The organism is Herbaspirillum lusitanum, from assembly GCF_046025995.1.
GTDB lineage: Bacteria > Pseudomonadota > Gammaproteobacteria > Burkholderiales > Burkholderiaceae_D > Herbaspirillum > Herbaspirillum lusitanum_A.
Genome location: NZ_JAQQFM010000001.1, coordinates 92,492 through 116,420, shown reverse-complemented (window position 1 = coordinate 116,420; position 23,929 = coordinate 92,492). Strand labels below are relative to the sequence as shown.

The 23,929-nt window shown below is 60.6% G+C and carries 23 protein-coding genes; 17 read left to right on the top strand and 6 right to left on the bottom strand.

Features of this window, described 5'->3' with window-relative positions:
* Positions 1-83 precede the first annotated feature (83 nt).
* Positions 84-857, bottom strand: a complete 774-nt coding sequence (locus PQR62_RS00555; RefSeq protein ID WP_408153702.1) for a response regulator — start codon at positions 855-857, stop codon at positions 84-86.
* Positions 858-1,449: 592 nt separating this feature from the next.
* Between PQR62_RS00555 and PQR62_RS00550 the strand changes: the two genes are divergently transcribed.
* The 9 genes from PQR62_RS00550 to PQR62_RS00510 all read left to right on the top strand — a co-directional run bounded on the left by PQR62_RS00550 (position 1,450) and on the right by PQR62_RS00510 (position 11,941).
* The gene (locus PQR62_RS00550) at positions 1,450-3,396 is read left to right on the top strand and encodes a TonB-dependent receptor domain-containing protein (protein ID WP_408154663.1); all 1,947 of its coding nucleotides are present in this window, start codon (positions 1,450-1,452) and stop codon (positions 3,394-3,396) included.
* Between the two features lie 297 nt (positions 3,397-3,693).
* Entirely contained in the window at positions 3,694-4,374 is a 681-nt protein-coding gene (locus tag PQR62_RS00545) for a PepSY-associated TM helix domain-containing protein (protein ID WP_408153700.1), read from the top strand.
* 286 nt (positions 4,375-4,660) lie between these two features.
* Positions 4,661-5,155 (top strand): DUF2271 domain-containing protein, encoded by a 495-nt coding sequence (locus PQR62_RS00540; protein ID WP_408153698.1) that lies wholly within the window; start codon positions 4,661-4,663, stop codon positions 5,153-5,155.
* An 87-nt stretch (positions 5,156-5,242) separates the two neighbouring features.
* Positions 5,243-6,052 (top strand): DUF4198 domain-containing protein, encoded by an 810-nt coding sequence (locus PQR62_RS00535; protein ID WP_408153696.1) that lies wholly within the window; start codon positions 5,243-5,245, stop codon positions 6,050-6,052.
* Positions 6,053-6,216: 164 nt separating this feature from the next.
* The gene (locus tag PQR62_RS00530) at positions 6,217-7,236 is read left to right on the top strand and encodes an FAD:protein FMN transferase (RefSeq protein WP_408153694.1); all 1,020 of its coding nucleotides are present in this window, start codon (positions 6,217-6,219) and stop codon (positions 7,234-7,236) included.
* A 79-nt stretch (positions 7,237-7,315) separates the two neighbouring features.
* Entirely contained in the window at positions 7,316-9,082 is a 1,767-nt protein-coding gene (locus PQR62_RS00525) for a sulfite reductase subunit alpha (RefSeq protein ID WP_408153692.1), read from the top strand.
* A gap of 301 nt (positions 9,083-9,383) precedes the next feature.
* Positions 9,384-10,721, top strand: a complete 1,338-nt coding sequence (paeA, locus tag PQR62_RS00520; protein ID WP_408153689.1) for a polyamine export protein PaeA — start codon at positions 9,384-9,386, stop codon at positions 10,719-10,721.
* Positions 10,722-10,734: 13 nt separating this feature from the next.
* A complete protein-coding gene (locus PQR62_RS00515; RefSeq protein WP_408153687.1) occupies positions 10,735-10,881 on the top strand; it encodes a hypothetical protein in 147 nt (48 codons plus the stop codon).
* 244 nt (positions 10,882-11,125) lie between these two features.
* Positions 11,126-11,941 carry a DNA ligase gene (locus PQR62_RS00510; protein WP_408154661.1) on the top strand — a complete coding sequence of 272 codons (816 nt, stop codon included), beginning with the start codon at positions 11,126-11,128 and terminating at the stop codon, positions 11,939-11,941.
* A 382-nt stretch (positions 11,942-12,323) separates the two neighbouring features.
* Here PQR62_RS00510 and PQR62_RS00505 read toward each other — a convergent pair whose 3' ends face one another.
* The 4 genes from PQR62_RS00505 to PQR62_RS00490 all read right to left on the bottom strand — a co-directional run bounded on the left by PQR62_RS00505 (position 12,324) and on the right by PQR62_RS00490 (position 15,386).
* The gene (locus tag PQR62_RS00505) at positions 12,324-12,734 is read right to left on the bottom strand and encodes an NINE protein (RefSeq protein WP_408153685.1); all 411 of its coding nucleotides are present in this window, start codon (positions 12,732-12,734) and stop codon (positions 12,324-12,326) included.
* A 168-nt stretch (positions 12,735-12,902) separates the two neighbouring features.
* Positions 12,903-13,370: a DUF2000 family protein gene (locus PQR62_RS00500; RefSeq protein ID WP_408153683.1), complete on the bottom strand. Its 468-nt coding sequence runs from the start codon at positions 13,368-13,370 to the stop codon at positions 12,903-12,905.
* Positions 13,371-13,507: 137 nt separating this feature from the next.
* Positions 13,508-14,380, bottom strand: coding sequence for an AraC family transcriptional regulator (locus PQR62_RS00495; RefSeq protein WP_408153681.1), 873 nt, complete (start codon positions 14,378-14,380; stop codon positions 13,508-13,510).
* Between the two features lie 100 nt (positions 14,381-14,480).
* Positions 14,481-15,386, bottom strand: coding sequence for a DMT family transporter (locus PQR62_RS00490; protein ID WP_408153679.1), 906 nt, complete (start codon positions 15,384-15,386; stop codon positions 14,481-14,483).
* A gap of 377 nt (positions 15,387-15,763) precedes the next feature.
* Here PQR62_RS00490 and PQR62_RS00485 point away from each other — a divergent pair, with 377 nt between their 5' ends.
* The 4 genes from PQR62_RS00485 (at position 15,764) to PQR62_RS00470 (ending at position 19,741) form a co-directional block, all read left to right on the top strand.
* A complete protein-coding gene (locus tag PQR62_RS00485; RefSeq protein ID WP_408153677.1) occupies positions 15,764-16,384 on the top strand; it encodes a DapH/DapD/GlmU-related protein in 621 nt (206 codons plus the stop codon).
* Between the two features lie 74 nt (positions 16,385-16,458).
* Entirely contained in the window at positions 16,459-17,241 is a 783-nt protein-coding gene (locus PQR62_RS00480) for an AraC family transcriptional regulator (RefSeq protein WP_408153675.1), read from the top strand.
* A gap of 247 nt (positions 17,242-17,488) precedes the next feature.
* Entirely contained in the window at positions 17,489-18,829 is a 1,341-nt protein-coding gene (locus PQR62_RS00475) for an MFS transporter (RefSeq protein ID WP_408153672.1), read from the top strand.
* Positions 18,830-19,072: 243 nt separating this feature from the next.
* Positions 19,073-19,741, top strand: a complete 669-nt coding sequence (locus tag PQR62_RS00470; RefSeq protein WP_408154659.1) for a DUF4197 domain-containing protein — start codon at positions 19,073-19,075, stop codon at positions 19,739-19,741.
* A 448-nt stretch (positions 19,742-20,189) separates the two neighbouring features.
* On the opposite strand, the gene PQR62_RS00465 is transcribed toward PQR62_RS00470, so the two are convergent.
* A complete protein-coding gene (locus PQR62_RS00465; RefSeq protein ID WP_408153670.1) occupies positions 20,190-20,408 on the bottom strand; it encodes a hypothetical protein in 219 nt (72 codons plus the stop codon).
* Here PQR62_RS00465 and PQR62_RS00460 point away from each other — a divergent pair.
* The 4 genes from PQR62_RS00460 (at position 20,407) to PQR62_RS00445 (ending at position 23,925) form a co-directional block, all read left to right on the top strand.
* Positions 20,407-21,111, top strand: coding sequence for an ABC transporter permease (locus PQR62_RS00460; RefSeq protein ID WP_408153668.1), 705 nt, complete (start codon positions 20,407-20,409; stop codon positions 21,109-21,111). The genes PQR62_RS00465 and PQR62_RS00460 overlap by 2 nt on opposite strands.
* A gap of 114 nt (positions 21,112-21,225) precedes the next feature.
* Positions 21,226-22,131: a glycine betaine ABC transporter substrate-binding protein gene (locus tag PQR62_RS00455; RefSeq protein WP_408153665.1), complete on the top strand. Its 906-nt coding sequence runs from the start codon at positions 21,226-21,228 to the stop codon at positions 22,129-22,131.
* Between the two features lie 10 nt (positions 22,132-22,141).
* Positions 22,142-22,792: an ABC transporter permease gene (locus PQR62_RS00450; protein WP_408153663.1), complete on the top strand. Its 651-nt coding sequence runs from the start codon at positions 22,142-22,144 to the stop codon at positions 22,790-22,792.
* Positions 22,789-23,925, top strand: a complete 1,137-nt coding sequence (locus PQR62_RS00445; protein WP_408153661.1) for an osmoprotectant ABC transporter ATP-binding protein OsmV — start codon at positions 22,789-22,791, stop codon at positions 23,923-23,925. The genes PQR62_RS00450 and PQR62_RS00445 overlap by 4 nt, the downstream gene beginning before the upstream one ends.
* The last annotated feature ends 4 nt before the right edge of the window (positions 23,926-23,929 follow it).

Sequence of the window (23,929 nt, the reverse complement as noted above, 5' to 3'; positions counted from 1 at the left end):
CGAATCGCCGTGGCGCCGTCTGCGGCGATTTTTTTATGCCAGAGCAGTGTATGCCAGAGCAGAGATCGCTGCGTTGATTGTCGTCACATCGGCGTCATGCCGGCGCCGCCTTCAATGCGGACATCAGCCGCAAACAGATAGCCATCGCCCCAGATGGTCTTGAGCAGGCTGGGGCGGCGCGGATCGGGTTCCAGTTTCTTGCGCAGGCGGCTGACTTGGCTATCGATGCTGCGATCAAAGGATTGTGCATCGCTGCCGGCCGTCAGATCGAGCAAACGGTCGCGGCTCAGTACTGTGCGCGGATGTTCTGCCAGCACGCGCAGCAGACGATATTCCACGCTGCTGAGCATCACCGGCCGGCCATGACGGCCACGCAGTTCGCGCTTGGTCAGATCGAAGGTCCATTCATCGAACGCATAGTTGCGCGCCTGCCGCGTGGGGCGCAGGCGCTCCGTGTCTGCATGCTCTGGCGGCGGTGCCGGTGCGCGATGCCAGCGGCGCAGCACCGAGCGTATGCGTGCCGCCAGTTCGCAGGGATCGACGGGTTTGACGATGCAGTCGTCGGCGCCGCTGTCCAGCGCGGCGACCTTGCCGGCCGAACCGTTCATGGCGGTCAGCAAGATCACCGGCGAGCGGTATTCCTCCACGATACGACGGCACAAAGCAAGGCCGTCTTCTTGCGGCGTCAACAGATCCAGCACGACCAGATCGAAATGCCGTTCTTGCATCTGGCCTTGCGCATCGGCGGCATCCGCGGCGACGCTGACTTGCAGGTTCTGGCGCTTCATATAGTCGGCAATCACGTCTCGAATGGCGGAGTGTCTTTCAATCAGCAGAATATGTTTGTGGACAGGCATTGCGGCTTGTTTTCTTTCGGGAGAATGGCAGGGGGCATGGCTGAAAGCGGATGACCTGAACCTGGCCGGAGGTGTATTCGGCTGATTGTCGCAAGCGGATTTTTGTCCGTCTGATCGCCGATGTCGACCCAGTTCGCTTGCCACACTTTGACAAACTTTTGCAAAGTCTAGATGCATATAATTCTCATCTGCACTTTTCCTTTTTAACAAAACCCGCTTTCAAAAAGACTTCGTGGGCCATCTCGTGATCGGCTTAAAGGGGGAGTCTTGCGCGCTCCATTTTGACGAGCCGAAAAGAACAGCAGAGCGGCATTCACATCACGGGGTAGTAGCGATGCACAAGCCGAAGCAAAAGAATGCAAGACCAACGCCGCAAGAAGATGGCCAGGAACATAAGCCAGAACATAGGCAAAAGCCCACACAAAAAATCTCGTGCAAAAACCAGCAGCGCATTGCCAATGCGAAGAGCGATTTTTCAAGCATGTTTTCGCCGCGCCGACTGCACTTTGCGATAGCTCTTGCGTTGGCGCTCGGTGCTTTCTCTCATGCTGCACAGGCTGAGAAAGCCGACGCAAATCAAGGTTTGAAAGAAGTGGTCGTTACCGCTGCCGGTTTTGAACAGCAGATCGTGGATGCGCCGGCCAGCATCAGCGTCATCACGCGGGAAGAGCTGAGCAAGAAAGCCTTTCGCGATCTCACCGATGCGCTCGGCAGCACCGAAGGCGTGGCGATTACCGGGGTGGCCGGCGCCCAGGATATTTTCATTCGCGGTTTGCCCGGCAGCTATACCCTGATCCTGGTCGACGGCAAACGTCAGAGCACACGCGAGGCACGGCCGAATGGCAACTCGGGTTTCGAGCAGAGTTTCATCCCGCCGCTGGATGCGATAGAACGTATCGAGGTCGTGCGCGGCCCGATGTCGTCGCTCTATGGTTCGGATGCGATGGGCGGGGTGATCAACATCATCACGAAAAAGGTCGCGGCCAACTGGGGCGGATCTCTCACCGTCGATAGCATCATTCAACAGCATCGCGATTCCGGCGACAGCTATCAGGGACAGTTCTATCTCAACGGGCCGATCAAATCCGAGGTACTCGGATTGCAGATGTGGGGCAAGGTGTACAAGCGTCAGGAGGACCGCATTCTCGACGGTAACGACAAGGCACTCGACACCGATTTCACCACGCGCCTGTCGCTCACGCCGAACAAGGATCACGACATTCTGATGGAGCTGGGCACCAGCAATGCGCGGCGTGACAATGCCTCTTCACACACGCTGGGGCCGACTGATCAGGACACCTACAACGAGAATCTGCGCGATCATTTTTCGTTGTCGCACACAGGGCGCTGGGGCTGGGCGACCTCCGATGTCTCCTTGTCATTCGAAAAGGGACAGCGCAAGAACTATCTGGAAACCCCGTTCGGAAGTGAACGCTTCATCCAGAATCCGCGCGCGCCCAAGATCGAGAACACGGTGCTGGATGCCAAGCTGAGCATGCCGCTGGGAGCGCATTGGCTGGTGGCGGGGCTGCAATGGAGCGAGGGCAAGCTGAGCGATCAGAATCCGGGGCTGCGCACCGGGCGCAACGAGCTCTTCAGCGTGACGCAAAAGGCCTTGTTCGTGGAGGATGAATGGAAGCTGAGCGAGGCCTGGTCGCTGACCGGCGGTCTGCGTCTGGACCATCACCAGATCTACGGCAAACACTGGAGCCCGCGCCTCTATTCGGTCTGGCATGCGAACGACAATCTGACGCTCAAGGGCGGCGTTTCGCGCGGCTTCCGGGCGCCGGAAATCCGTGCAGTCTCGCCTGGCTATGCCTATCGCACCGGCGGCGCCGGTTGCAGCTATTCGCCCAGCGGTACCTGCGGCGTCATCCTCGGCGATCCCAATATCAAACCGGAAACCAGCACCAGTTATGAACTGGGGGCCCTGTGGGACAACAAGGCCGGCCTGTCGGGTGGAGTCACGCTGTTCTACACCGAATTCAAGGACAAGGTCAGCAATGCGCTGGTGTACAACGCCAATGGTTCGATTGCGCGCTGGTCGCAGGATCGCAATTACCGGCTCTGGTACAGCTACAACATCGACAATGCCGTCATTCGCGGCGTCGAGCTGAATACGCGCTGGCAGGCCGACAGCCGGCTGTTGCTGAAATCAAATTACACCTTTACCGATTCCAGACAGAAGGGCGGCAGCTATAACGGCTATCCGCTTGCGCGCACCCCCAGAAACATGTTCAACATCCGTGCCGACTGGGCGCAATCGGATGCGTGGACGCTGTGGGCGGCGCTCAACTATCACGGCAAGGAAATCAACGCGGGTTTGCGAGTCGGAACCGCAGGCAAGAAGATCGCCAACAATGTCCAGGAGTATCAAGGCTATACCTTGCTCGACATCGGCACCTCGTATGTGCTCAGCAAGTCGACTACGCTCAATGCTGCGATCTACAACCTCGGCGACAAGCGTCTGGATGAGCAGACCTTCAACACCGTGGGTGATGGCCGTCGTCTGTGGATGAGTGTGAATACCCGTTTCTGATGAACTGCAGGGCGTTGATGCAAGCCAGGCGGTTCGGCATTCAGCTAGGCAAGTGCGGATGTTTCGGCACTTCGAGAGAATGGCCAGGCGACCGACTTCGGCTGCTGCTGAACGATGCCCTGAGAAGAGCGTGGCATGCCTGCCATCCCAAAAAGCGTGCTTTGTTTCCCAATGTTTCTTTCTATGTCCATGTGTAAATGCAGATGCAATACGAAACAAAGCACCGCCTCAATAAAGTTATAATTGAGAATTATTATTATTTGAGCGGCATGGTTTTCATGCCGTTGCCTGCAGATCATGAGGGATGCCGCCATCGCCAGCAAGATGCCAGACCAGAAACGCCGGTCGTTCTGGCTCAAGCATTTGCATCAATGGCACTGGATCAGTTCCGCCATCTGTCTCATTGCCATGCTGCTGTTTGCCGCCACCGGCCTGACGCTGAATCATTCCGCGCAGATCGAAGCCAAGCCTCAGGTCAGCACTCATCGCGCCAACTTGCCGCCGGTGTTGCTGGATCAGCTCAGGCAGCGTGCCGGGCAGGAGGCATCGGCCGGCAAAAATGACAAGCACGACAAGCGCGACCAGAGTCTGCCGCCAGCCTTGCGCAACTGGGCTGCGGCACAACTCACCGCCAGCGTCGGCGAGCAGGTGGCCGAATGGTCGCAAGACGAAGTCTACGTTGCGCTGCCAAGGCCAGGCGGCGATGCCTGGCTCAAGTTCGATCTGAGCGATGGCCAGGCCGAGTACGAGAAAACCGATCGCGGCTGGGTCTCCTACTTCAACGATCTGCACAAGGGCCGCAATACCGGCAACGCCTGGAGCTGGTTCATCGATATTTTTGCTGTCGCATGTCTGGTGTTTTGCATCACCGGGTTGTTTCTGCTGCAACTGCATGCCGGCAATCGTCCTGCGACCTGGCCGATTGTCATGTTCGGCCTGGTGGTTCCGCTGCTACTGGCGATTCTGTTCATTCACTGATGTTCATCACTGGCATGCAGCGGCATGTTGAAGACGAAGTAGCACTCAGGCCGTCATGCAACCTGCAGCAGGCGTGCCGGCATCGATAAAACAGAAGCATCTGATCTATTCGCCGTACTTATTCGCCGTACTTATTCGTCGTATTTATTGGTCGTATTCATTCGTCTTACCCGATTCATTCAAGTAAAAGTCCTATTCACAACATCTATTTCACGAGGTCTGTTTCATGACGCAAAGGAAAGCACTCACCTTCCCATCGTTGCGCCCGACGGTAATGGCGCTGGCTATGTCCGCACTGTTTGCGGCAGCTGTTCCGGCGCACGCCGCCGAAATGAATCTGAAGATCGAAGTGCCGCGTCTGACCGTGGCCGAATATCACCGTCCTTATCTGGCGGCCTGGATCGAGCGCGCCGATCAGAGTGTGGCGGCCAACCTCGCGGTCTGGTACGACCTCAAGAAGAAGGACAAGGAAGGCGAGAAGTGGCTCAAGGACATGCGTCAATGGTGGCGTCGTGCCGGCCGTGATCTGCAGATGCCGCTGGACGGCGTCAGCGGCGCGACGCGCGCGCCGGGCGAGCAGCAACTCAATTTCGGTTCGGGCAAGGGGGCACTGGCCGATCTGGCGCCCGGCGAATACGTGCTGATGGTTGAGGCTGCGCGCGAGGTGGGCGGCCGCGAGCTGGTCAAACTGCCGTTCCAATGGCCGCCGAAATCGGCGCAGAACGCCAAGGCGCAAGGTCAGAGCGAGCTCGGCGCGGTGTCGCTGGATCTGAAACCCTGAGTTTCCGGCTCGCCTGTCGACGGGTGTCACGAGACATCGCGACCGGCAGCCACATCACTATAAAACTTCAACAAGTCGGGAGTCGATATGAAATTTTCCTTCAAGGGCGTCGTTCTGGCGCTGAGCATCTGCCTGCCGTTGTCGGCCAATGCGCACCGCACCTGGATGCTGCCCTCGGCCACCGTGCTGTCGGGCAACGATCCATGGGTGACGGTGGATGCGGCGGTGTCCAACGACCTGTTCTTCTTCGAACATTTCCCGTTGAGGCTGGATGGCCTGGTCGTGACCGGTCCGGACGGCAAATTCGTGCAGGCTGCGAATGCCGCCACCGGCAAATATCGCAGCACCTTCGACGTCCATCTGGAGCAAGCCGGCACCTACAAGCTGGCGCTGGTCAACAATGCTCTGTTCGCCAGCTACAAGATCAACGGCCAGCAAAAACGCTGGCGCGGCAATGCCGAGTCCTTCGCCAAGGAAGTGCCGGCCGACGCGCAGGATCTGAAAGTGACGCAGTCGCAAGGCCGCATCGAGACCTTTGTCACTGCAGGCAAGCCGAGCAAGACCGCGCTGGAAATCAAGGGCGCCGGTCTGGAGCTGCAGCCGATCACCCACCCCAACGACCTGTTCGTGGGCGACAGCGCCAGCTTCCGTCTGCTGCTGGATGGCAAGCCTGCCGCCAATGTTGAAGTCGAAGTGGTGCCGGGCGGCATCCGCTATCGCGACAAGCTGCTCGATACCAAGGTCAATACTGATGCCGACGGCAAGTTCAGCGTCAAGTGGGCGTCGCCGGGCATGTATTGGATAGAAGCGACTGTGACCGATCAGAAAACCAGCATTCCACAAGCCGGGGAACGTCGTTCCAGCTATGTGGCAACACTGGAAGTGCTGCCGCAGTAAGACGTTGATGATCCGACGTCGTCAGCAGTTGCATCAGGCGCGATCCGGGTTAGGGCCGGATCGCGCGCTGCGCAAGAACACAGGCATCCGGCAGCGGATGCCGTTTTCGTTTTTGCGTGCGCTGCCAGCGGCCATTTTTTGCAAGCAATTACTTCCATGTCCTTATGAACCGTGTGTTGATTCCCGCCGATCTGAGCCAGCCGCCGATGCTCCCGGCCGGCGTGCAAGCCGAGATGTTGTCCGGCGCCACCATGGGCACCAGCTGGCGCGTCAATGTCATGCGCGCGCCGCATCTGACGCGCGCTCAGTTACAGGCCGCTATCGAGGCACAACTCGAGCTGGTGATCGCGCAGATGAGCACCTGGGCCGAAGACTCTCTGCTGACGCGCTACAACCGGGCGCAGGCCGGCAGCTGGCATGCCTTGCCTCCCGCGTTTTTCGATGTGCTGGACTGTGCGCTGAGCATGGCCTTCGACAGCGACGGCGCCTACGACCCCAGCGTCGGCCCGCTGGTGAACTTGTGGGGCTTCGGCCCTGATGGTGATCGCAGCGCCGCTTTCGGCCAGGTGCCGGATGCTGCCGAACTGGAGCTGCAAGGCGCCCGCTGCGGCTGGCAACGCATCGCATTCGACCGTGCGCAGCGGCGCGTGCAGCAACCGGGGGGGGCCTATCTGGACTTTTCCGGCATCGCCAAGGGTTATGCGGTGGATCTGGTTGCAAGCTGTTTGCACGATCTGGGCTGCCCCGGCTATCTGGTGGAAATCGGCGGCGAGCTGCGCGGTTTCGGCACCAAGGCCGACCGGCAACCCTGGTGGGTGGCGCTGGAAAGACCGCCTGGCGATCAGCATGAATCAGCGATCGTGGCCGCCTTGCATGGTTTGTCGATTGCCAGCTCCGGCGACTATCGCAGGCATTTCGATATCAATGGCGGCCGCTACGCCCACACCATCGACCCGCGCAGCGGACGACCGGTGCAAAACGATGTTGCCTCGGTGACGGTGTTGCATCCGCAATGCATGGTGGCCGATGCGCTGGCGACGGTGCTCACGGTACTGGGCGAACCGGCGGGCATGGCCTTCGCGCGCGAACGCAATATCGCCGCCTTGTTCATTTGCAATCCCGAGGACAGCAAGGGACGCTTCATCGAAAGCATGACGCCGGCCTTTGCGGCGATGCTGGATTAAGTGCTGACCTGCCGGCGATCGGCGCCGGCATGGTCTCCGAGAGATGAAGTGAAAGACCGAGCAATAGACGAAGCCACAGATGAAGAAAAAAACGCCGCTCTCCCCATGCGCCGTATCCCGCTTGTCGTCCTGGCGCACGCCGGTTGCAGTGTTTGCGGCCGTACTTGCCACCTGGAGCCTGCTGCATTCGCCGCTGCTCGATAGCCGCAACGGCCGCTGGATCATCGCGGCGCTGATCGTTTTGTTCTACCTGGTGTTTTGCCTGACCACCGCGCTTACGCACAAGCGCCGCCAGCGTGAAATGGAGCTGGCCTGGAATATTGCGCCTGCCGCCCCTGAAGGCCGCTCGGCAAGCGAGGCGCGTGAGGCACGTGAGGGCGATGCAGTCACCTTGCTGGCCTTCGCCAGCCAGACCGGTTTTGCCGAACAGCTGGCACTGCGCAGCGCCGACAGCTTACGGGCCGGCGGCATGGCGGTGCGCGTCGTCCCGCTGGGGAGATTGAAGCATGAAGACCTGGGCGCCTTGGCGCCCGGCTCGCGGGCGCTGTTCATCGTCAGCACCACCGGCGAAGGCGATGCGCCGGACAGCGCCGCCGGATTCGCGCGGCGCATGAGGGCTTCCGATTCTGCCGGCTCATCCCCCGGCGCACTGAATTCATTGAGTTATGGTCTGCTGGCGCTGGGCGACCGCAGCTATGCGCATTACTGCTCTTTCGGCCACGCGCTGGATCATTGGCTGCGCCAGCAACATGCGCAGCCCTTGTTCGATATCGTGGAAGTCGATAATGCCGATGAAGGCGCCTTGCGCCACTGGCAGCATCAGCTGGGCGTACTCAGCGGCAATCGCGCGCTGGCCGACTGGAGCGCGCCGCATTACGAAAAATGGATACTGAACGAGCGCCGTCTGCTCAACCCCGGCAGTGCCGGCGGTGCGGCATTTCATCTCGGTTTGCGTGCGGTTTCGGGGGCGATAGACACGGCGGCCTGGCAGGCCGGCGACATCGCCGAAATCGGCCCACGCCATGCGCCGACCGTGGTTGAAGAATGGCTGCAGAAAATGCATTTGGATGGAGCGCAGCCGGTCGTCGATGGCGATTTAGCCGGCCCGGCCGCCGACCGCCCGGATCCGCAGCATTGCACGCTGGCGCAGGCGCTCGCCAGCCGCTGCTTGCCGCACTCGGCCGGCGAGCAGGCTGTCTTGCAAGGCTTGCCGCCGCAGCAGCTTTTGCAACAGCTACACCAATTGCCGCATCGCGAATATTCGATCGCTTCGCTGCCGCAGGACGGGGCGCTGGAATTGCTGGTACGCCAGATGACGCAAGCCGACGGCCGCCTCGGGCTGGGCTCAGGCTGGCTGACCGAATACGCGCACCTGGGTGGAGAAATTGCCTTGCGCGTGCGCGCCAACAGCGGTTTTCACACGCCGCCCGATGCCCGCCCGCTGATCCTGATCGGCAACGGCACCGGCCTGGCCGGCCTGCGCGCCCACATCAAGGCGCGTGCTCTGGCCGGCCGGCATCGCAACTGGCTGCTGTTCGGCGAACGCACCCGCGCCGGCGATTTCTTCCACCAGGAAGAAATCGAGGCCTGGCATGCCAAGGGGATTTTGCAACGCGTCGATCTGGCGTTCTCGCGCGATCAGCCGCAGCGCATCTATGTGCAGGATCGCCTGCGCGAAGCCGCCGAAGAACTGCAGACCTGGGTCGCACAAGGTGCCGCCGTCTACGTTTGCGGCAGCCTGCAGGGCATGGCGACCGGCGTCAATGCCGCACTGGAAGACATCCTCGGCGAAGACCGGCTGATCGCAATGGCGGAGCAGGGTTTGTATCGGCGCGATGTCTATTGAGGGAGGCGACTGCAGCGGCATTGTCGCCTGGCTGTTGTTTTTCCTCGGATGCATTTTTCAAACCGGGCTTCCTGCGCCTGCAGCCTGTCCTCGATTTCGCCCCTGTACCTCGATGTGAGGCGCAATCGCATTCCAGGGATACCATCCTTTTACGCAAGTAAATCCGGCGCCAAGCCTTATCGGGGAAGGGATAGCCGCCACGGCATGTTCGTCTGGAAAACGCTTGCCCGCCCAGGCTGATTTGCGTTTTACCCTCGTTGCGCGAGAGAATAAGGAATCAAATCAAAGAGATAAGAAAAAAATGAGCATTTTTGTCAGCCTGTTATTAATCCTTCTGCTGATCGTCATCAGCGCCTTTCTCTCCTGCGCCGAAATCTCGATTGCCGCCGCGCGCAAGATCCGTCTGGAGATGATGTCCAAGGAAGGGGAGCAGAATGCCGATCGCGTGCTGGCGCTGCAGGCGCAGCCCGGCAACTTCTTCACGGTGGTGCAGATTGGCCTGAATGCGGTAGCGATTCTGGGCGGTGTGGTCGGCGAGCCGGCACTGACGCCGCATATTCGTGGCGTGCTGGAAAACTTCTATCAGGGCGCCTGGCTGGAGAACATCAGTTTCGCCGGCTCCTTCCTGATCGTGACGTCGGTGTTCATTCTGTTCGCCGACCTCATGCCCAAGCGTCTGGCGATGGCGGCGCCCGAGCGTGCCGCCGTGTTTCTGGTCAAGCCCATGCTGGTGCTGGAGAATCTGTTCCGGCCGCTGGTCTGGTTTTTCAACGGCTTGTCCAAGGCCTTTTTCACGCTGCTGGGCTTGCCGCAGGTGCGGACTGAAGTGATCACACCCAGTGAAATCCACGCCATGATGGATGCCGGCGCCCAAGCCGGGGTGCTGCTGCATCAGGAGCATCATCTGATCGAAAACGTGTTCGAGCTGGAAACCCGCTACGTACCGTCCGCCATGACGCCGCGCGAAAGCATCGTCTACTTTCTGATGAACGACAGCGAAGAAACCATACGCCAGAAGATCATCGATCATCCCCATTCGCGCTTCCTGGTATGCGACGGCCACATCGACGCCGTGCTTGGCTATATCGACAGCAAGGACGTGCTCAAGCGCCTGCTCAAGGGCGAGCGTTTTTCACTCAATGACAAGGGGCTGGTGCACAGCCCGCTGTCGATTCCGGACAGCCTGAATCTGTGGGAAGTGCTGGAGCGCATGAAGGCCATGGATGAAGACCTGGCGATCGTGGTCAATGAATATGCGCTGGTGGTCGGCATCATCAGCATTACCGACGTCACCGGTGTGCTGATGGGCAATCTGCTGAGCATGCCGGATGAGGAGCAGCAGATCGTGCGGCGCGATGAAAATTCATGGCTGATGGACGGCCTCACGCCGCTGGGCGAAGTAATGAATGAACTCGACATCGAGGAGTATCCCAACCCGGTCGGCTATGAAACGCTGGCCGGCTTCATCATGTACATGCTGCGCAAGATTCCGAAGAAAACCGATTTTGTCCTGTTTTCGGATTTCAAATTCGAGGCGGTCGATATCGAGGGCAATAAAATCAATCAACTGCTGGTGACACGATTCAAGCAGGATAAATCGGACGCACCGGCCAAAAAAGAAAAGCCGGGCGAACACTAACCCGGGCATCGGCATGCTGATGCCCATTCTTTCAGGGCGGGAAGAAATGGAAAAGCATGTTTGTCCTTCGCCGCTTCAGGGCTGTTCTGCCCAGGCTCTTTCTTCTTCCGGTAGCGCTGATGTGGCGCATGCTTTCCTGCATGCGCTGCCGGGCGTCTGATTTTTCATGTGCTTGTTTCATCCTTTCACGGACTGGCTTGCGCGCTGTCTGCCCAGGTTTGAGATGTCATCAGGACGTGCCACCAAGCCCGCGTCCGGCTTCCCCTTTGCCGCGCAAGGCTCCGGGCCGGACGCCGGCCCACAAGCCTGATGCAGCCTCTTTCCCAAGCTCGGTCAACTTGCCGGTTTCCGCCGCGCGCCGGCAGACATTGAAGCGTCTGCCGCTTTCAGCACTTTCCTGGTCCCTGGCATCGCTCGCGCTGATGCGCGCGTCGCCGGTCTTTTCCGCAAGCCGGCCGCCTCTGATGCTGGCCAACCCTTATCGCAAGGGTATTCCTCTGTCGGATTACTGGGTCAGCGAAAAATACGATGGCGTGCGCGGCTATTGGAACGGGCATCGCTTGCTGACCCGCGGCGGCGAAGAGATTCATGCGCCCGAATGGTTCACGCGCGGCTGGCCGTCGCAGCCTCTGGACGGCGAATTATGGGCCGGCCGCGGCCGTTTCGAATTCGCCGTATCGGCAGTGCGGCGCGACAAGCCCGACGATGCCGCCTGGCGTCAGATTTCATTCATGCTGTTTGATCTGCCCGGCAGTGAAGAAGTGTTTGATCGCCGCCAGCTGCTCTTGATCGAACTGGCGGCGGCCCTGAAGCAGCCGTGGATGAAGGTCGTGCCGCAGCACCGGGTGGCGGATCATGCAGCACTGGCACGCATGCTGGACGCGCTTGAAAAACAGGGCGGTGAAGGCCTGATGCTGCATCGCGGCGGCTCCTTGTATCGCGCCGAGCGCAACGACGATTTGCTCAAGTTCAAGCCGCAGGACGACGCGGAAGCGCGGGTGGTGGCGCATTTGCCGGGCAAGGGGAAATATCAGGGCATGCTGGGCGCGCTGCTGGTGGAAACGCTTGAGGGCGTGCGCTTCAAACTGGGTAGCGGCCTCAGCGATGCCTTGCGCCGCAATCCGCCGGAAATCGGCAGCATCGTGACGTATCGCTATCGCGGCAGGCACGCCGGCGGCATCCCGCGTTTTGCCACGTATCTGCGGATTCGCGGAGACTGATACAGGCCTTGGCGCAAATCAGGACGGGCCAGATCAATATCGAATAATTTCGATATTTTCCTCATAAATCTTTCTAAATCTACTGCTGATCGGCGAAGTGGGGAATACTCGGCCTCATCGATTTTTCATCAAACAATTTTGAGATTTTTCTGATTTCGGAGCCGTTTCGAACCGTTCAGAATGTCTGCATCGATGTGGCGCTTTGAGTTGAAATCAGAATGTTAAAGCTTGACTCAATAGCGTGACGAGAAAGAGGTAGTCGGGGGAGCAGCAAGCAGTAGATGTAATGGCAGTGGGGAAGCCCGCCTTCGAAAGAGGGCGGGCTTTTTTTATCTTCTTTATCCGTGTTTTATCGTCGGTTCATCTGTGGTGCAACAGCCTCTCAATTGCTGCCGCGCGTGCCGTGGTTGCGTTCCGAAATCTGCGAATTCAAAGTCCAGAAATCGTAAAGCACGCCCAGCAGGAAAATGCCGCCGGTGCACAGATACAGAATGCCGCTCAGCCATTTGCCGAGATACATGCGATGCAGGCCGAAAATGCCGAGGAAGGTCAACAGCAGCCAAGCCACGGAATAATTTGCTTCGCCGCCGACGAAGCGCTGATCCGCCTGGCGATCCATGGAGGGGATCAGAAACAGATCGATGATCCAGCCTATGCCGAACAGGCCCAGCGTGAAAAACCAGATGGTGCCGGTGACCGGCTTGCCATAGTAGAAACGATGCGAGCCGGTAAAGCCGAAAATCCAGAGCAGGTAGCCGAGGGTCTTGCTATGCGTGTCATTGTTGTTTGTCATCGGAGCTCCGCGAGTTGAAAAAGGTCGCGCCGTTCTTGATTGAGCGGCGCGACCTTGCATTGAGCCGAAATGCCCGGCTTGGTTCCTGTTCCTTGAAGCGCAAATGCCGGAGTCCGGCCTCGCCGGCGCCCTCAGGAAAGGGCGCCGCCGGATCTGCGCGCTCAGATTTCAGGGATGCAATTTCAATCCTTTCAATGCCTTGTCGATCTGCGAAGCGCCGCCGGTTACGCCGAAGCCGGCCAGATTGAGCGCATCGGTGCGGATGGCGGCAATCGCCGCGCGGTTGTCGAGATCGTTGCCGGTGGCGAACAGCTCGTCGGCAAAGAGGGCCATCTTCAGATCGCGTTCCAGCGCACGGCCGAACACGCGGCGCATGTCCTCGGCGCTGGCGCCGTAGACCACCACGGGCTGCGCGAACATCGGGAAATAATTGCGGCCGTCGGCGTCGACATACTTGTCGCCGACTAGCGGTTCGTCGCAGGCTGCGATGCCGCTGGACAGAAAAGCGGTGACATTGAGTTTCTTCCAGACCGGCAGGTCGTCGCGGATCACCAGCGCGATGCGCGTGCGGATCGGTGCGGGGTTTTCCGCTGCGGTTTGCGCGGCGGCATTATCGGAATGGGTTGAATGATTCATGGGCGTTTCCTGATCGATACACGGGCGGCCAGCTTAGCCCTCGGATCGCGCCGCAGTCTTGAACGATTGTGCAGTTTTCCATCGCGTGCAGGTCGGGACTGAGCGTGGCCTGCCGCGCTGTCGATCAGGCATTCGCTTCAGCGCGCGGCCGTGCGCTGTATCCGCAGCCAGCGCGCCGGCGGCAGACCGAAGGCCTGGCCAAACTGGCGCGTCATGTGGCTCTGGTCGGCAAAGCCGGCATTCGCCGCGACCTCGGCCAGCGGCTGCCCTTGCAGCATCAGGCGTCGCGCCAGATCGAGGCGGCGCATGGTCAGGTAACGGTAGGGGCTGGTGCCGAAATAGCTGCGGAAGTCGCGCGTCAGCGCCCAGCGATCGCGGCCGGCAACTGCCGCCAGTCGATCCAGACTGATGCTGTGTTCCAACTGGTCGTGCAGATATTCGCGGGCCAGTTGCGCGGCACGGAAATCGCCGCTTTTTCCGGGACGGCTGCGCGTGCCGCCGACCGCTTGCAGGGCCAGCGCCAGATCGAGCAGGGCATCGTCCTGCTCCAGCGGTGCGAGCGGATGCTGCATGCCGCGCAGCAGCGTCTGGCTGGCGGCGAACAGGCGTGGATCGGTCGACAAGCCATCGGCCACGAAGGGCAGGGCGCTGCCGCCCAGCGCCTGCTGCAGCAGCGCCGGCTGGATGTAGACCATGCGATAGCGGATGCCTTCATCGGTGCTGGCGCGGCCGTCATGCAGCTCGTCCGGATGCAGCACGATGGTGTAGCCGGGCAGGCTGTGCCGCACATTGCGCCGGTACGAGAATGACTGCACGCCGGCCAGCGTGCGGCCGATGGCGTAGGTATCGTGGCGGTGCGGCGCGTAACCGTGGCCGTGAAAGAAGGCTTCGATGCGTTCCACGCTGCCTTGCTGCGGGGAGCGGCTGATCCAGTCGCCGGCGGCGGCATTGCGTTCGACACTGCCGCGCCTGTCCTCGCTGCTTTGCGGCGACGGACAGGCGACTTGCATGGCGGGTTCAGACGATTTGCGCAGCATCGTGGATGAGCATAGCGGGGAAGGTTCAGGCAGCTATTCTAGCGTCGGCCTTCGCCTGACGCAGAACCTGCCCTCAGACCGCGCCCGCGCGCGACCCGAACAGCGGCCGTTGCACCATCTGCGTCAGCAGCACGCCGGCCAGCGCCACGCCGCCGCCGATCAGATGGTAGGCCTGCATGCTTTCATGCAGCCACAGGATGGCGAACACCGCCGTCAGCACCGGCAACAGATTGATGAAAATGCTGCAGCGGGTCGGGCCCAGTTTCTTGACGCCTTCTATCCACAGGAAGGACAACAGGATAGAGGAGCCGATGCCGGAATAGCCGATCAGCGGCAAGGTGCGCGCATCCAGCGCGGCGCTCCCGGCCGGCAGCAGCAGGAACTGCGGCAGCATGAACACCAGCGCTGCGATGGCTTGCATGTAGACCGCCTGCCATACCGGAATGCTGAGCTTCCAGTGACGCAGCAACACGCCGTACAGCGCATACGAAGCGGCCGCCAGCAGCATCAGCAGATCGCCCATGTGCACGCCCTCGCGCAGGATGGCGCCGGGATCGCCGCGTCCCACCAGATACAGCAATCCGGCAAAGGACAGCAGACCGCCGCCGGCCATGCCCAGGGTTACCGCCTCGCCCAGCACGATCACGCTCAGCAGCGCCGTCAGCAACGGGATCAGCGCGGTCACGATCGCCATGTTGGTGGCGGTGGTGCTTTCGGCGGCGCGATACGACAGACTTTGAAACAGGGCCATCGCCAGCAGCCCGGACAGGGCCAGTTGCCACCAGTGGCGGCGAATCTGCGCGCGATTGCGCCACAGCGGACGCAGCATGAAGGGGCTCATCAGTATCAGCACCAGAATCAGGCGGTAAAAGGTGATCGCGGTCGGCGCGATGGCCGAAGCGGCGAGTTTGGAAACAATCACGTTCCCGGCCCACAGCACGATGGCGAGGAAGGGGTAAAGGTAAGAGCTGAACGGCATGCGAAATCCCGATAAAGAAGTGGATAGGGGGCGATGAATGCGCCGGTCGCTGGCGCAGGCCGCGCTTCTCGAGCGGCCCGGGCGGACGCGATGCAAGGCGAGCAGAGACGATCTTGCCGGATTGTCGCCAGTCCTTCTCGTGCTAAGATGCCTCGTTCTGTTGCAAAAGTGACAGAGTGCCTGCGCTATCGCTGAATGGCGCTTGTCGGCGCTGTGCGCCGCGCCGGCTGCAAGTTGCCGATTCACTTGCCATGGCGCAGTGAGTCCAGGCCCGCGGATTCCGATCCCGGCGCTCACCTCAAACGGTGGTCTGTTCGGCCAGCCCCGCAACGGCCATTCAGATATTCAAAAACGACAACTCTGAGAGGAGACCCGGCATGACTGCCATCTTGAAAATTTCCGATTACATCGCGGCCTTCCCGAGCTTGCTGCCCTCGCTGGCCGACGCCTTGCCCTGGGAGCTGACGACCAACGCGATTGAGCACGTGCGCGCGCTGCAGGCCAGTCTGCCGGAGGCCGACTACCTGATCCGCGGCGATGTGGCGGTGCACCGCAGCAGCGAGGTGGAAGCGGGCGCCATCGTCAAGGGACCGGCCATCATCGGCCCCGGTTGTTTTGTCGGCGCCGGTTCGCTGCTGCGCGGCGGTATCTGGCTGGAAGGCGATTGCATCATCGGCCAGGGCGCGGAACTCAAATCCAGCTTCATGCTGGCCGGCTCCAAGCTGGCTCACTTCAACTTCGTGGGCGACTCGCTGATCGGACGCGACGTCAATCTGGAGGCCGGCAGCGTGGTGGCGAATTACCGTAACGAACGCGCCGACAAGGAGATCATCGTGCGCATCGGCAAGGAACTGGTGCGTACCGGCTGCAACAAGTTCGGCGCCGTGCTGGGCGACGGCAGCCGCGTTGGCGCCAACGCTGTGCTGGCGCCGGGCGCCTTGCTGGCAGCGGGCGGCATCGTGATGCGGCTGAGCCTGCTGGATCAGGAACGCGATTGAGTCGCTGATCCAGTCGTATCTTCCAGTCCTATCTCAAGGAAAAACACACTGCACGAGGCGCACTGATCCGCGACATGGATACCCGCAACTATCACCATCTGATCGACGCCAACGCGCCCGCTGCGGCGCTGGCCATCGACTATCCGCACGGGCATGTGATCGAGGCGCATCGCCATGCTTACGCGCAATTGCTGTATGCGATCGAAGGCGTGCTGACGGTGGAAACCGCCGACGGCCGCTGGGTGGTGCCGCCGACGCGCGGCGTCTGGCTGCAGCCGGAAGTCGATCATCAGGTGCGCATGCGCGGCGACGTCAAGATGCGGACGGTATTCGTCAATGCCGGGCCGGTCGGAGCGTCCCCGGGCTGGCCCGGCCTGCCGCAGCAGAGCTGCGTGCTGGAGATACATCCTCTGCTGCGCGAGCTGATCGTTGCGGCAGTCGGCATCGGCCCTGAGCTGGAAGCTGATTCGCGCGACTGGCATTTGCTGCGGCTGCTGGTGCATGAGCTGCGTTCGGTGCCGGTGCTGCCGCTGTATCTGCCGTTGCCGGCCGATGCCGGCCTGCGTGCGATCTGTTCGACGCTGATGGCGCAACCCGATGAGCCGACCACGGTGGGCATGCATGCCGCCCAGCTCGGCATTGCCACGCGCACCTTCCATCGCATGTTTCTGCGTCAGACCGGCATGCGATTCGGCCACTGGCGCCAGCAGGCGCGGCTGCTGCTGGCGCTGGAGCAGCTGGCGCGCGGCGACAAGGTGATCGACGTCGCGCTGGCCCACGGCTACAACAGCCAGAGTGCATTCACGGCGATGTTCCGCCGGCATTTCGGCATCGTGCCGAGCCGCTTTTTCGACTGAAGAAACGAGCGGTGTGCGCTCGATGCGCACTGCTTGCAACAAGAGCAACTACGTATCGCATCCGCAACATGATGCGCTCGCAGTTGCGCCAGATTCCCAATGAATGGGAAGCGGGCGGGCCGCGGCGGGCAGGAAACGGGCAAGTGGTGTAAACTTTGATGCCTTCGGAGCAGCATGCTCCACTTCCAAGCGCTGCATCGTGCCTCCCTCACTGTTAGTCCCGCTTATAGTCGGTTGTGCCTTGTTCATGGAAAACATGGACGCCACCGTACTCGCCACCGCCTTGCCCGCTCTCGCGCGCGACCTCAACCAGGATCCGATTACGCTCAAACTGGCGCTGACCGCCTATGTTGCCGCGCTCGGCGTGTTCATTCCGGTGTCCGGCTGGATGGCCGACAAGCTGGGCGCACGCACCATCTTTCGTTCGGCGATGCTGGTGTTCATGGGCGGCTCGATTCTGTGCGCCTTGTCCAATTCGCTGTTCACCTTCGTCGCCGCGCGTTTTCTGCAGGGCATAGGCGGCGCCATGATGGTGCCGGTGGGGCGCGTGATCATCGCGCGTTCGGTAACCAAAGCAGAGCTGGTGAAAGCGGTCAGCTATCTGACCCTGCCGGCGCTGGTCGGCCCCGTAGTCGGGCCGCCGCTGGGCGGTTTCATCACCACCTATTTCCACTGGCGCTGGATTTTCCTGATCAATATTCCCTTCTGCATGCTCGGCCTGTATCTGGCCGGCCGCTTCATCGAGAATTTCGTCGAGCCGGATGCCGCGCCGCTGGACGTCAAGGGCTTCATCCTGACTTCGGTCGGCGCTGCCTTGATCATGCTCGGCCTGTCGTTGTTCGGCGGCCATCTGGTGCCGCAGTCGGTGCCGATTCTGATGTGCGTGATCGGCGCCATTGCGCTGGCGATGTACTGGCGGCATGCGGCGCGCGTGCCTCATCCGCTGCTGGATTTCCGGCTGCTGAAGATTCCCACCTTGCATGCCAGCGTGATGGGCGGTTCGCTGTTCCGCATCGGTCTGGGCGCCGTGCCTTTCCTGCTGCCGCTGGCCTTGCAGGAGGGGCTGGGCATGACTGCTTTCGAAGCCGGCACGATTACCTGCGCCTCCGCCTTCGGTTCGCTGTTCATGCGGCTGATCGCCACCTCGGTGCTGCGCCGTTACGGCTTCCGCACCACGCTGATGGTCAATGCGGTGTTTGCCGGTTTCGCGCTGGCGGCTTACGGCATCTTCAGCGCGCATACGCCGTATCTGCTGATCGCCGCCATCGTGCTGATGGGCGGTGTGTTCCCAGCGCTGCAATTCACCTGCCTCAACTCCATCGCCTATGCTGACATCGACAGCCGCGATGCCGGCCGCGTCACCAGTCTGGCCAGCGTGATCCAGCAATTGTCGCTGGGCATGGGCGTGACTATCGCTGGTCTGGTGCTGCAGGCCTCAAACTATATTCAGGGCCATGCCACTATCGTCGAGGCCGATTTCTGGCCGGCCTTCGTGGTGATCGGTCTGTTCTCCATCGCCTCGGTGCCGGTCAGCGGCAAGCTGCCGCGCAACGCCGGCCTGGAACTGACGCGCGGCCACGCAGGCTAAGCGCACATGGATTGCAGTGAATGAAAAGACGCCGCTTGCGGCGTTTTTTCATTCCTGCTTCCGGAATTTTCTTGATCCAAGCTGCATGCCGTCGGAGATTTGTCCCGCGCTCAGGGCAAATCAGGAAGCGCATCGTCCGGCGCGCTATCATGCGTGCTTTCCCATCCGATTTCTGGAGTAGCAATGAGCTTCCGTTTGCGCCGCCTGACTTTGAAAACCCTGATCGCCGCTTCCGGCACCGCCATGTTCGGCGCCAGCCTGCTGAGCATCAGCTCGCGCAGCTATGCATTTTCGCTGTCCGACATCAGCAATCAGGACGCCACCAGCGGTCTCAAGGCCGCGCTGGAGAAGGGCGCATCGGTCGCCGTGTCCAAACTAGGCAAGCAGGACGGCTTTCTCGCCAACGATCAGGTCAAGATCAAGTTGCCTGGTGCGCTGGAGCAGGCCATGCCGCTGCTGCGCATGACCGGCCAGGGCCAGAAGGTCGATGAGCTGGTCGTATCGATGAACCGCGCCGCCGAGTCGGCCGTGCCGATGGCCAAACCGCTGCTGCTGGATGCCGTGAAGTCGATGTCGGTGAGCGACGCCAAGAACATCCTGAGCGGCGGCGAGACCTCGGTCACCGATTTCTTCCGCCAGAAAACTTCTTCGCAGCTCAGCAGCAAATTCCTGCCCATCGTCAAGGGCGTCACCGATCGCAACGGCCTGTCCGCCAAATACAACGCCACCATGGGGCAGGTCGCCAAGACCGGTCTGGTGTCCGGCGATCAGGCCACCGTCGAAACCTATGTCACCCAGCGCGCGCTGGACGGCCTCTTCTTCATGATCGGCGAAGAGGAAAAGAGCATCCGCCGCGACCCTGTCGGCGCCGGCAGCGCCATCATCGGCAAGGTGTTCGGCGCGATGAAGTGATGCGCAGGCGGCTGCGTCGGGCTTGAAATCCCGCTCCGGCTAGCCACACAATCAAGGCAGATCGAAATAGCCTGCAACGGATGACGTTGCGGGCTTTTTTACGTGAAGATCAGCAATCGAGTGAAGCGACGGGAATTAATTGACGGATGAGCAGTCCCAAAGGCCTTGGCGGCTACGGCAGAGCTTGCCGGCAACTTGTCGAACAGTAAATTTCAGCGAGCTCGGACAAGCGCATGCACAGTAAGGGCGATTCGCCGCGATCGCGCATGAGCCCTAGAATTCCGCCGAACTTGGCTTCTTAAGACTTGGATATTATGACAAGTCATTTCTACATAGCTGGACATCATAAGGAGATTGTTTTATACTATCGCTTCTCTCAATGAGATAACTTCTTCAACAAGACTGGCAATTCCAACCTGTAGTTTTCGACGCCCCGGCGTCGCTTCAATTACGGGTTATCAAATTTTCCGGCAGCCACGCGATCCACGATCGGCCAGCTCGTCCGGTATGCACCATCTTCGAAAGTCACTTTCGATTTCCATGTCGCTACGGCGGCCTTCGGTTCGTATCCAAATGATTCGCCCTCAGAGGGCAGCGAACCATCATAAATAGTTAAAAACCCGTTGCCACGATTTGCTTCGTGTCGGCCATTAAGGGGGTATTTCATGACGCGCACCCGCAACGTCATCATTGGCACAGCCGCATTCGCGCTGGCCATTGCCGGACTGATCCACTGGATCGGCCTCGATGTCATTCGCCAATATCGCGGTGACCTGGTTTATTACACGATTCGCCATCTGCAGCTGGTTGCCGCATCGATGGCGCTGGCGCTGCTGCTCGGCATTCCTGCCGGCGTGCTGCTGAGCCGGCCGGGCATGGCGCGCCGCGCCGAGTCCTTCATCCAGATCTTCAACATCGGCAACACGATCCCATCGATTGCGGTGCTGGCGCTGGCGCTGGCCTTTTTCGGCATCGGCAACTGGCCGACCATTCTCGCGCTGTGGCTGGCTTCGCTGCTGCCCATCGTGCGCAATACCTTCGAAGGTCTGCGTAACGTGCCGGCCTCGCTGCGCGAAGCGGCCAAGGGCATAGGCATGAAGCCTTACCAGATTCTGTTCCGCGTCGAATTGCCGAATGCCTTGCCGATCATCGTCGGCGGTGTGCGTACTGCGCTGGCGATCAATGTCGGTACTGCGCCGCTGTCGATGCTGATTGGCGGCGAAAGCCTGGGCGGCCTGATCTTCCCCGGCATCTATCTGAACAATCAGGGGCAGTTATTGCTGGGCGCCGCTGCCACCGCCTTGCTGCTGGATGCGCTGGTCACGCTGCTGAGTTCGATCTATCTGTCGCGCCGCGGTTTGCGCACCTGATTGCGCAACAAGGTCGGCCGCACAGGCCGGCTCTCGCTTCATCCTCGACGTCAACGCCGGCGTGATTTTTTCAGGGGCCGGCTGCAGCGATCACAACAATACGGAGGAATCTGCATGAAAAGTTCTTACCTCGCCTGTGCACTGGCGCTCGCCGCGACCATGTTCGCGGCCTCGGCCACGCAGGCCGCAAATCTGGTAGTGGGCGGCAAAAACTTCACCGAACAGCTGCTGCTGTCCAACATGACTGCGCAATATCTGCGCGCCAAGGGTTATGAAGTCGAGCTGAAAAACGGTCTCGGCACCACGCTGATGCGCTCGGCGCAAGAGAGCGGCCAGCTCGACATCGTCTGGGATTACACCGGCACCTCGCTGATCGTCTACAACCACGTGGAAGAAAAGCTCGATCCTGAACAGACCTATCAGCGCGTCAAGGAACTCGACGCGCAAAAGGGCCTGACCTGGCTCAACGAATCGGCGCTCAACAACACCTACGCCTTTGCCATGCCGCGCAAGACTGCCGATGAACTGGGCATCAACACGCTGCAGGATCTGGCCGACAAGATCAATCAGGACGAACAGGAAGACAAGAAGAAGCGCCACCTGGTCGGCGTCGACTACGAATTCGCCTCGCGCCCGGACGGTCTCGGCCCGATGCAGGATCTCTACGGATTTTCATTGCAGCGTAGTGAAGTCAAACAGATGGATCCCGGTCTGGTCTATACCGCGCTGCGCAACGATCAGCTGTTTGCCGGCCTGACCTATTCCTCCGACGGCCGCATCAAGGGTTTCGATCTGAAACTGCTGGAGGATGACAAGAGCTATTTCGCCGCCTACAAGGCAACGCCGGTGGTGCGCCAGGATGTGCTGGACAAGAACCCGCAACTGGCCGAGCAACTGAACGCGCTGGCGGCCCAGATCGATACCGAAAAGATGACCGAGCTGAACAAGCGCGTGGACATCGATCAGGAGCCGGTGAGCAAGGTCGCCGCCGATTTCCTGAAACAAGCCGGCCTGCTGTGAGGAGCCTCTGATGAATCTGTTTGACTATCTGCAAAGCGACTGGCACAACATTCTCAATCTGGCGATCCAGCACATGAAGCTGGTCGGCATCGCGGTCGGCCTGGCGATCCTGTTTGGCGTGCCGCTCGGCATTCTGATGGTGCGTGTGCGCTGGCTGGCGACACCGCTGATGGCGCTGGCCACCATTGTGCTGACGCTGCCTTCGATCGCGCTGTTCGGTCTGATGATTCCGGTGTTTTCCAAGTTCGGGCAGGGCATAGGCCCGCTGCCGGCGATCACCGCCGTATTCCTGTATTCGCTGCTGCCGATTCTGCGCAACACCTTCCTCGCGCTCGACAACATCGAAGCCGGCATCAAGGAAGCCGGCATCGGCATTGGCATGACCTTCTGGCAGCGTCTGCGCATGGTCGATCTGCCCTTGGCGGTGCCGGTGATTCTGGGCGGCGTGCGCACTGCGGTGGTGATGAACATCGGCGTGATGGCGATTGCCGCGATCATCGGCGCCGGCGGACTGGGCGTGCTGATCCTGCAAGCGATCAGCCAGAGCAACATGCAAAAACTGGTGATCGGCGCGGTATTGATCAGCCTGCTGGCGATCATCGCCGATCTGCTGCTGCAAAGACTGCAGCGAATTCTGACACCGAAAGGACTGCAAAAATGATAGAACTCGACCAACTCAGCAAGACCTATACCCAGAAAGACGGCGCGCAAGTCAAGGCCGTCGACACGGTCAGCCTGAAAGTGGCGGAAGGCGAAATCTGCGTTTTTCTCGGCCCGTCCGGCTGCGGCAAGAGCACCACGCTGAAGATGATCAACCGCCTGATCGCGCCGACTTCCGGCCGTGTCCTGCTCAATGGCGAAGATACTTCGTCCATCGATGAAGTCAGCCTGCGTCGCCACATCGGCTATGTGATTCAGCAGATTGGCCTGTTCCCCAACATGAGCATCGAGGAGAACATCACCATCGTGCCGCGGCTGCTGGGCTGGGACAAGAAGCGCTGCCGCGAGCGCGTGATGGAGCTGATGGCCATGGTGGCGATGGATCCCAAGAAATTCCTGAAGCGCTATCCGCGCGAACTGTCGGGCGGCCAGCAGCAGCGTATCGGCGTGATCCGCGCACTGGCGGCGGATGCGCCGGTGCTGCTGATGGATGAACCCTTCGGCGCGGTCGATCCTATCAATCGCGAATCCATCCAGAATGAATTCTTCCAGATGCAGCGGCAGCTGAAGAAGACCGTGATCATGGTCAGCCACGACATCGACGAAGCCATCAAGCTGGGCGATCAGGTGGCGATTTTCCGTGCCGGCAAGCTGGTGCAGTTCGATCACCCGGATGCCTTGCTGGCGCGTCCCAAGGATGAGTTTGTCGGCGCCTTCGTCGGCCAGGATCACACCCTCAAGCGCCTGTTGCTGGTGCGTGCCGGCGACGCCGCCACCACGCCGACCACGGCGCGTCCGGACGTTTCGCTGGATCAGGCGCTGACGCTGATGGACGATCAGGACACGCGATATCTGACCATCACCGATGCCGACAATCGCGCCGTCGGTTATGTCACCCGGCGCGAAATTCGCGGCTTGTCCGGCGGCGCTGCCAGCGACAAGGTGCGGCCGTTCACCATCAATGCCGCGCCCGATGAAAATCTGCGCGTGGTGCTGTCGAAGATGTACAAGCACAGCACCAGCTGGATGCCGGTGATCGATGCGGACGGCGCCTATCTGGGCGAAGTCACGCAGGATTCGATTGCCAGTTATCTGAGCTCGGGACGTTCGCGCGGCATGGCGCTGGCGGCCTGACAAA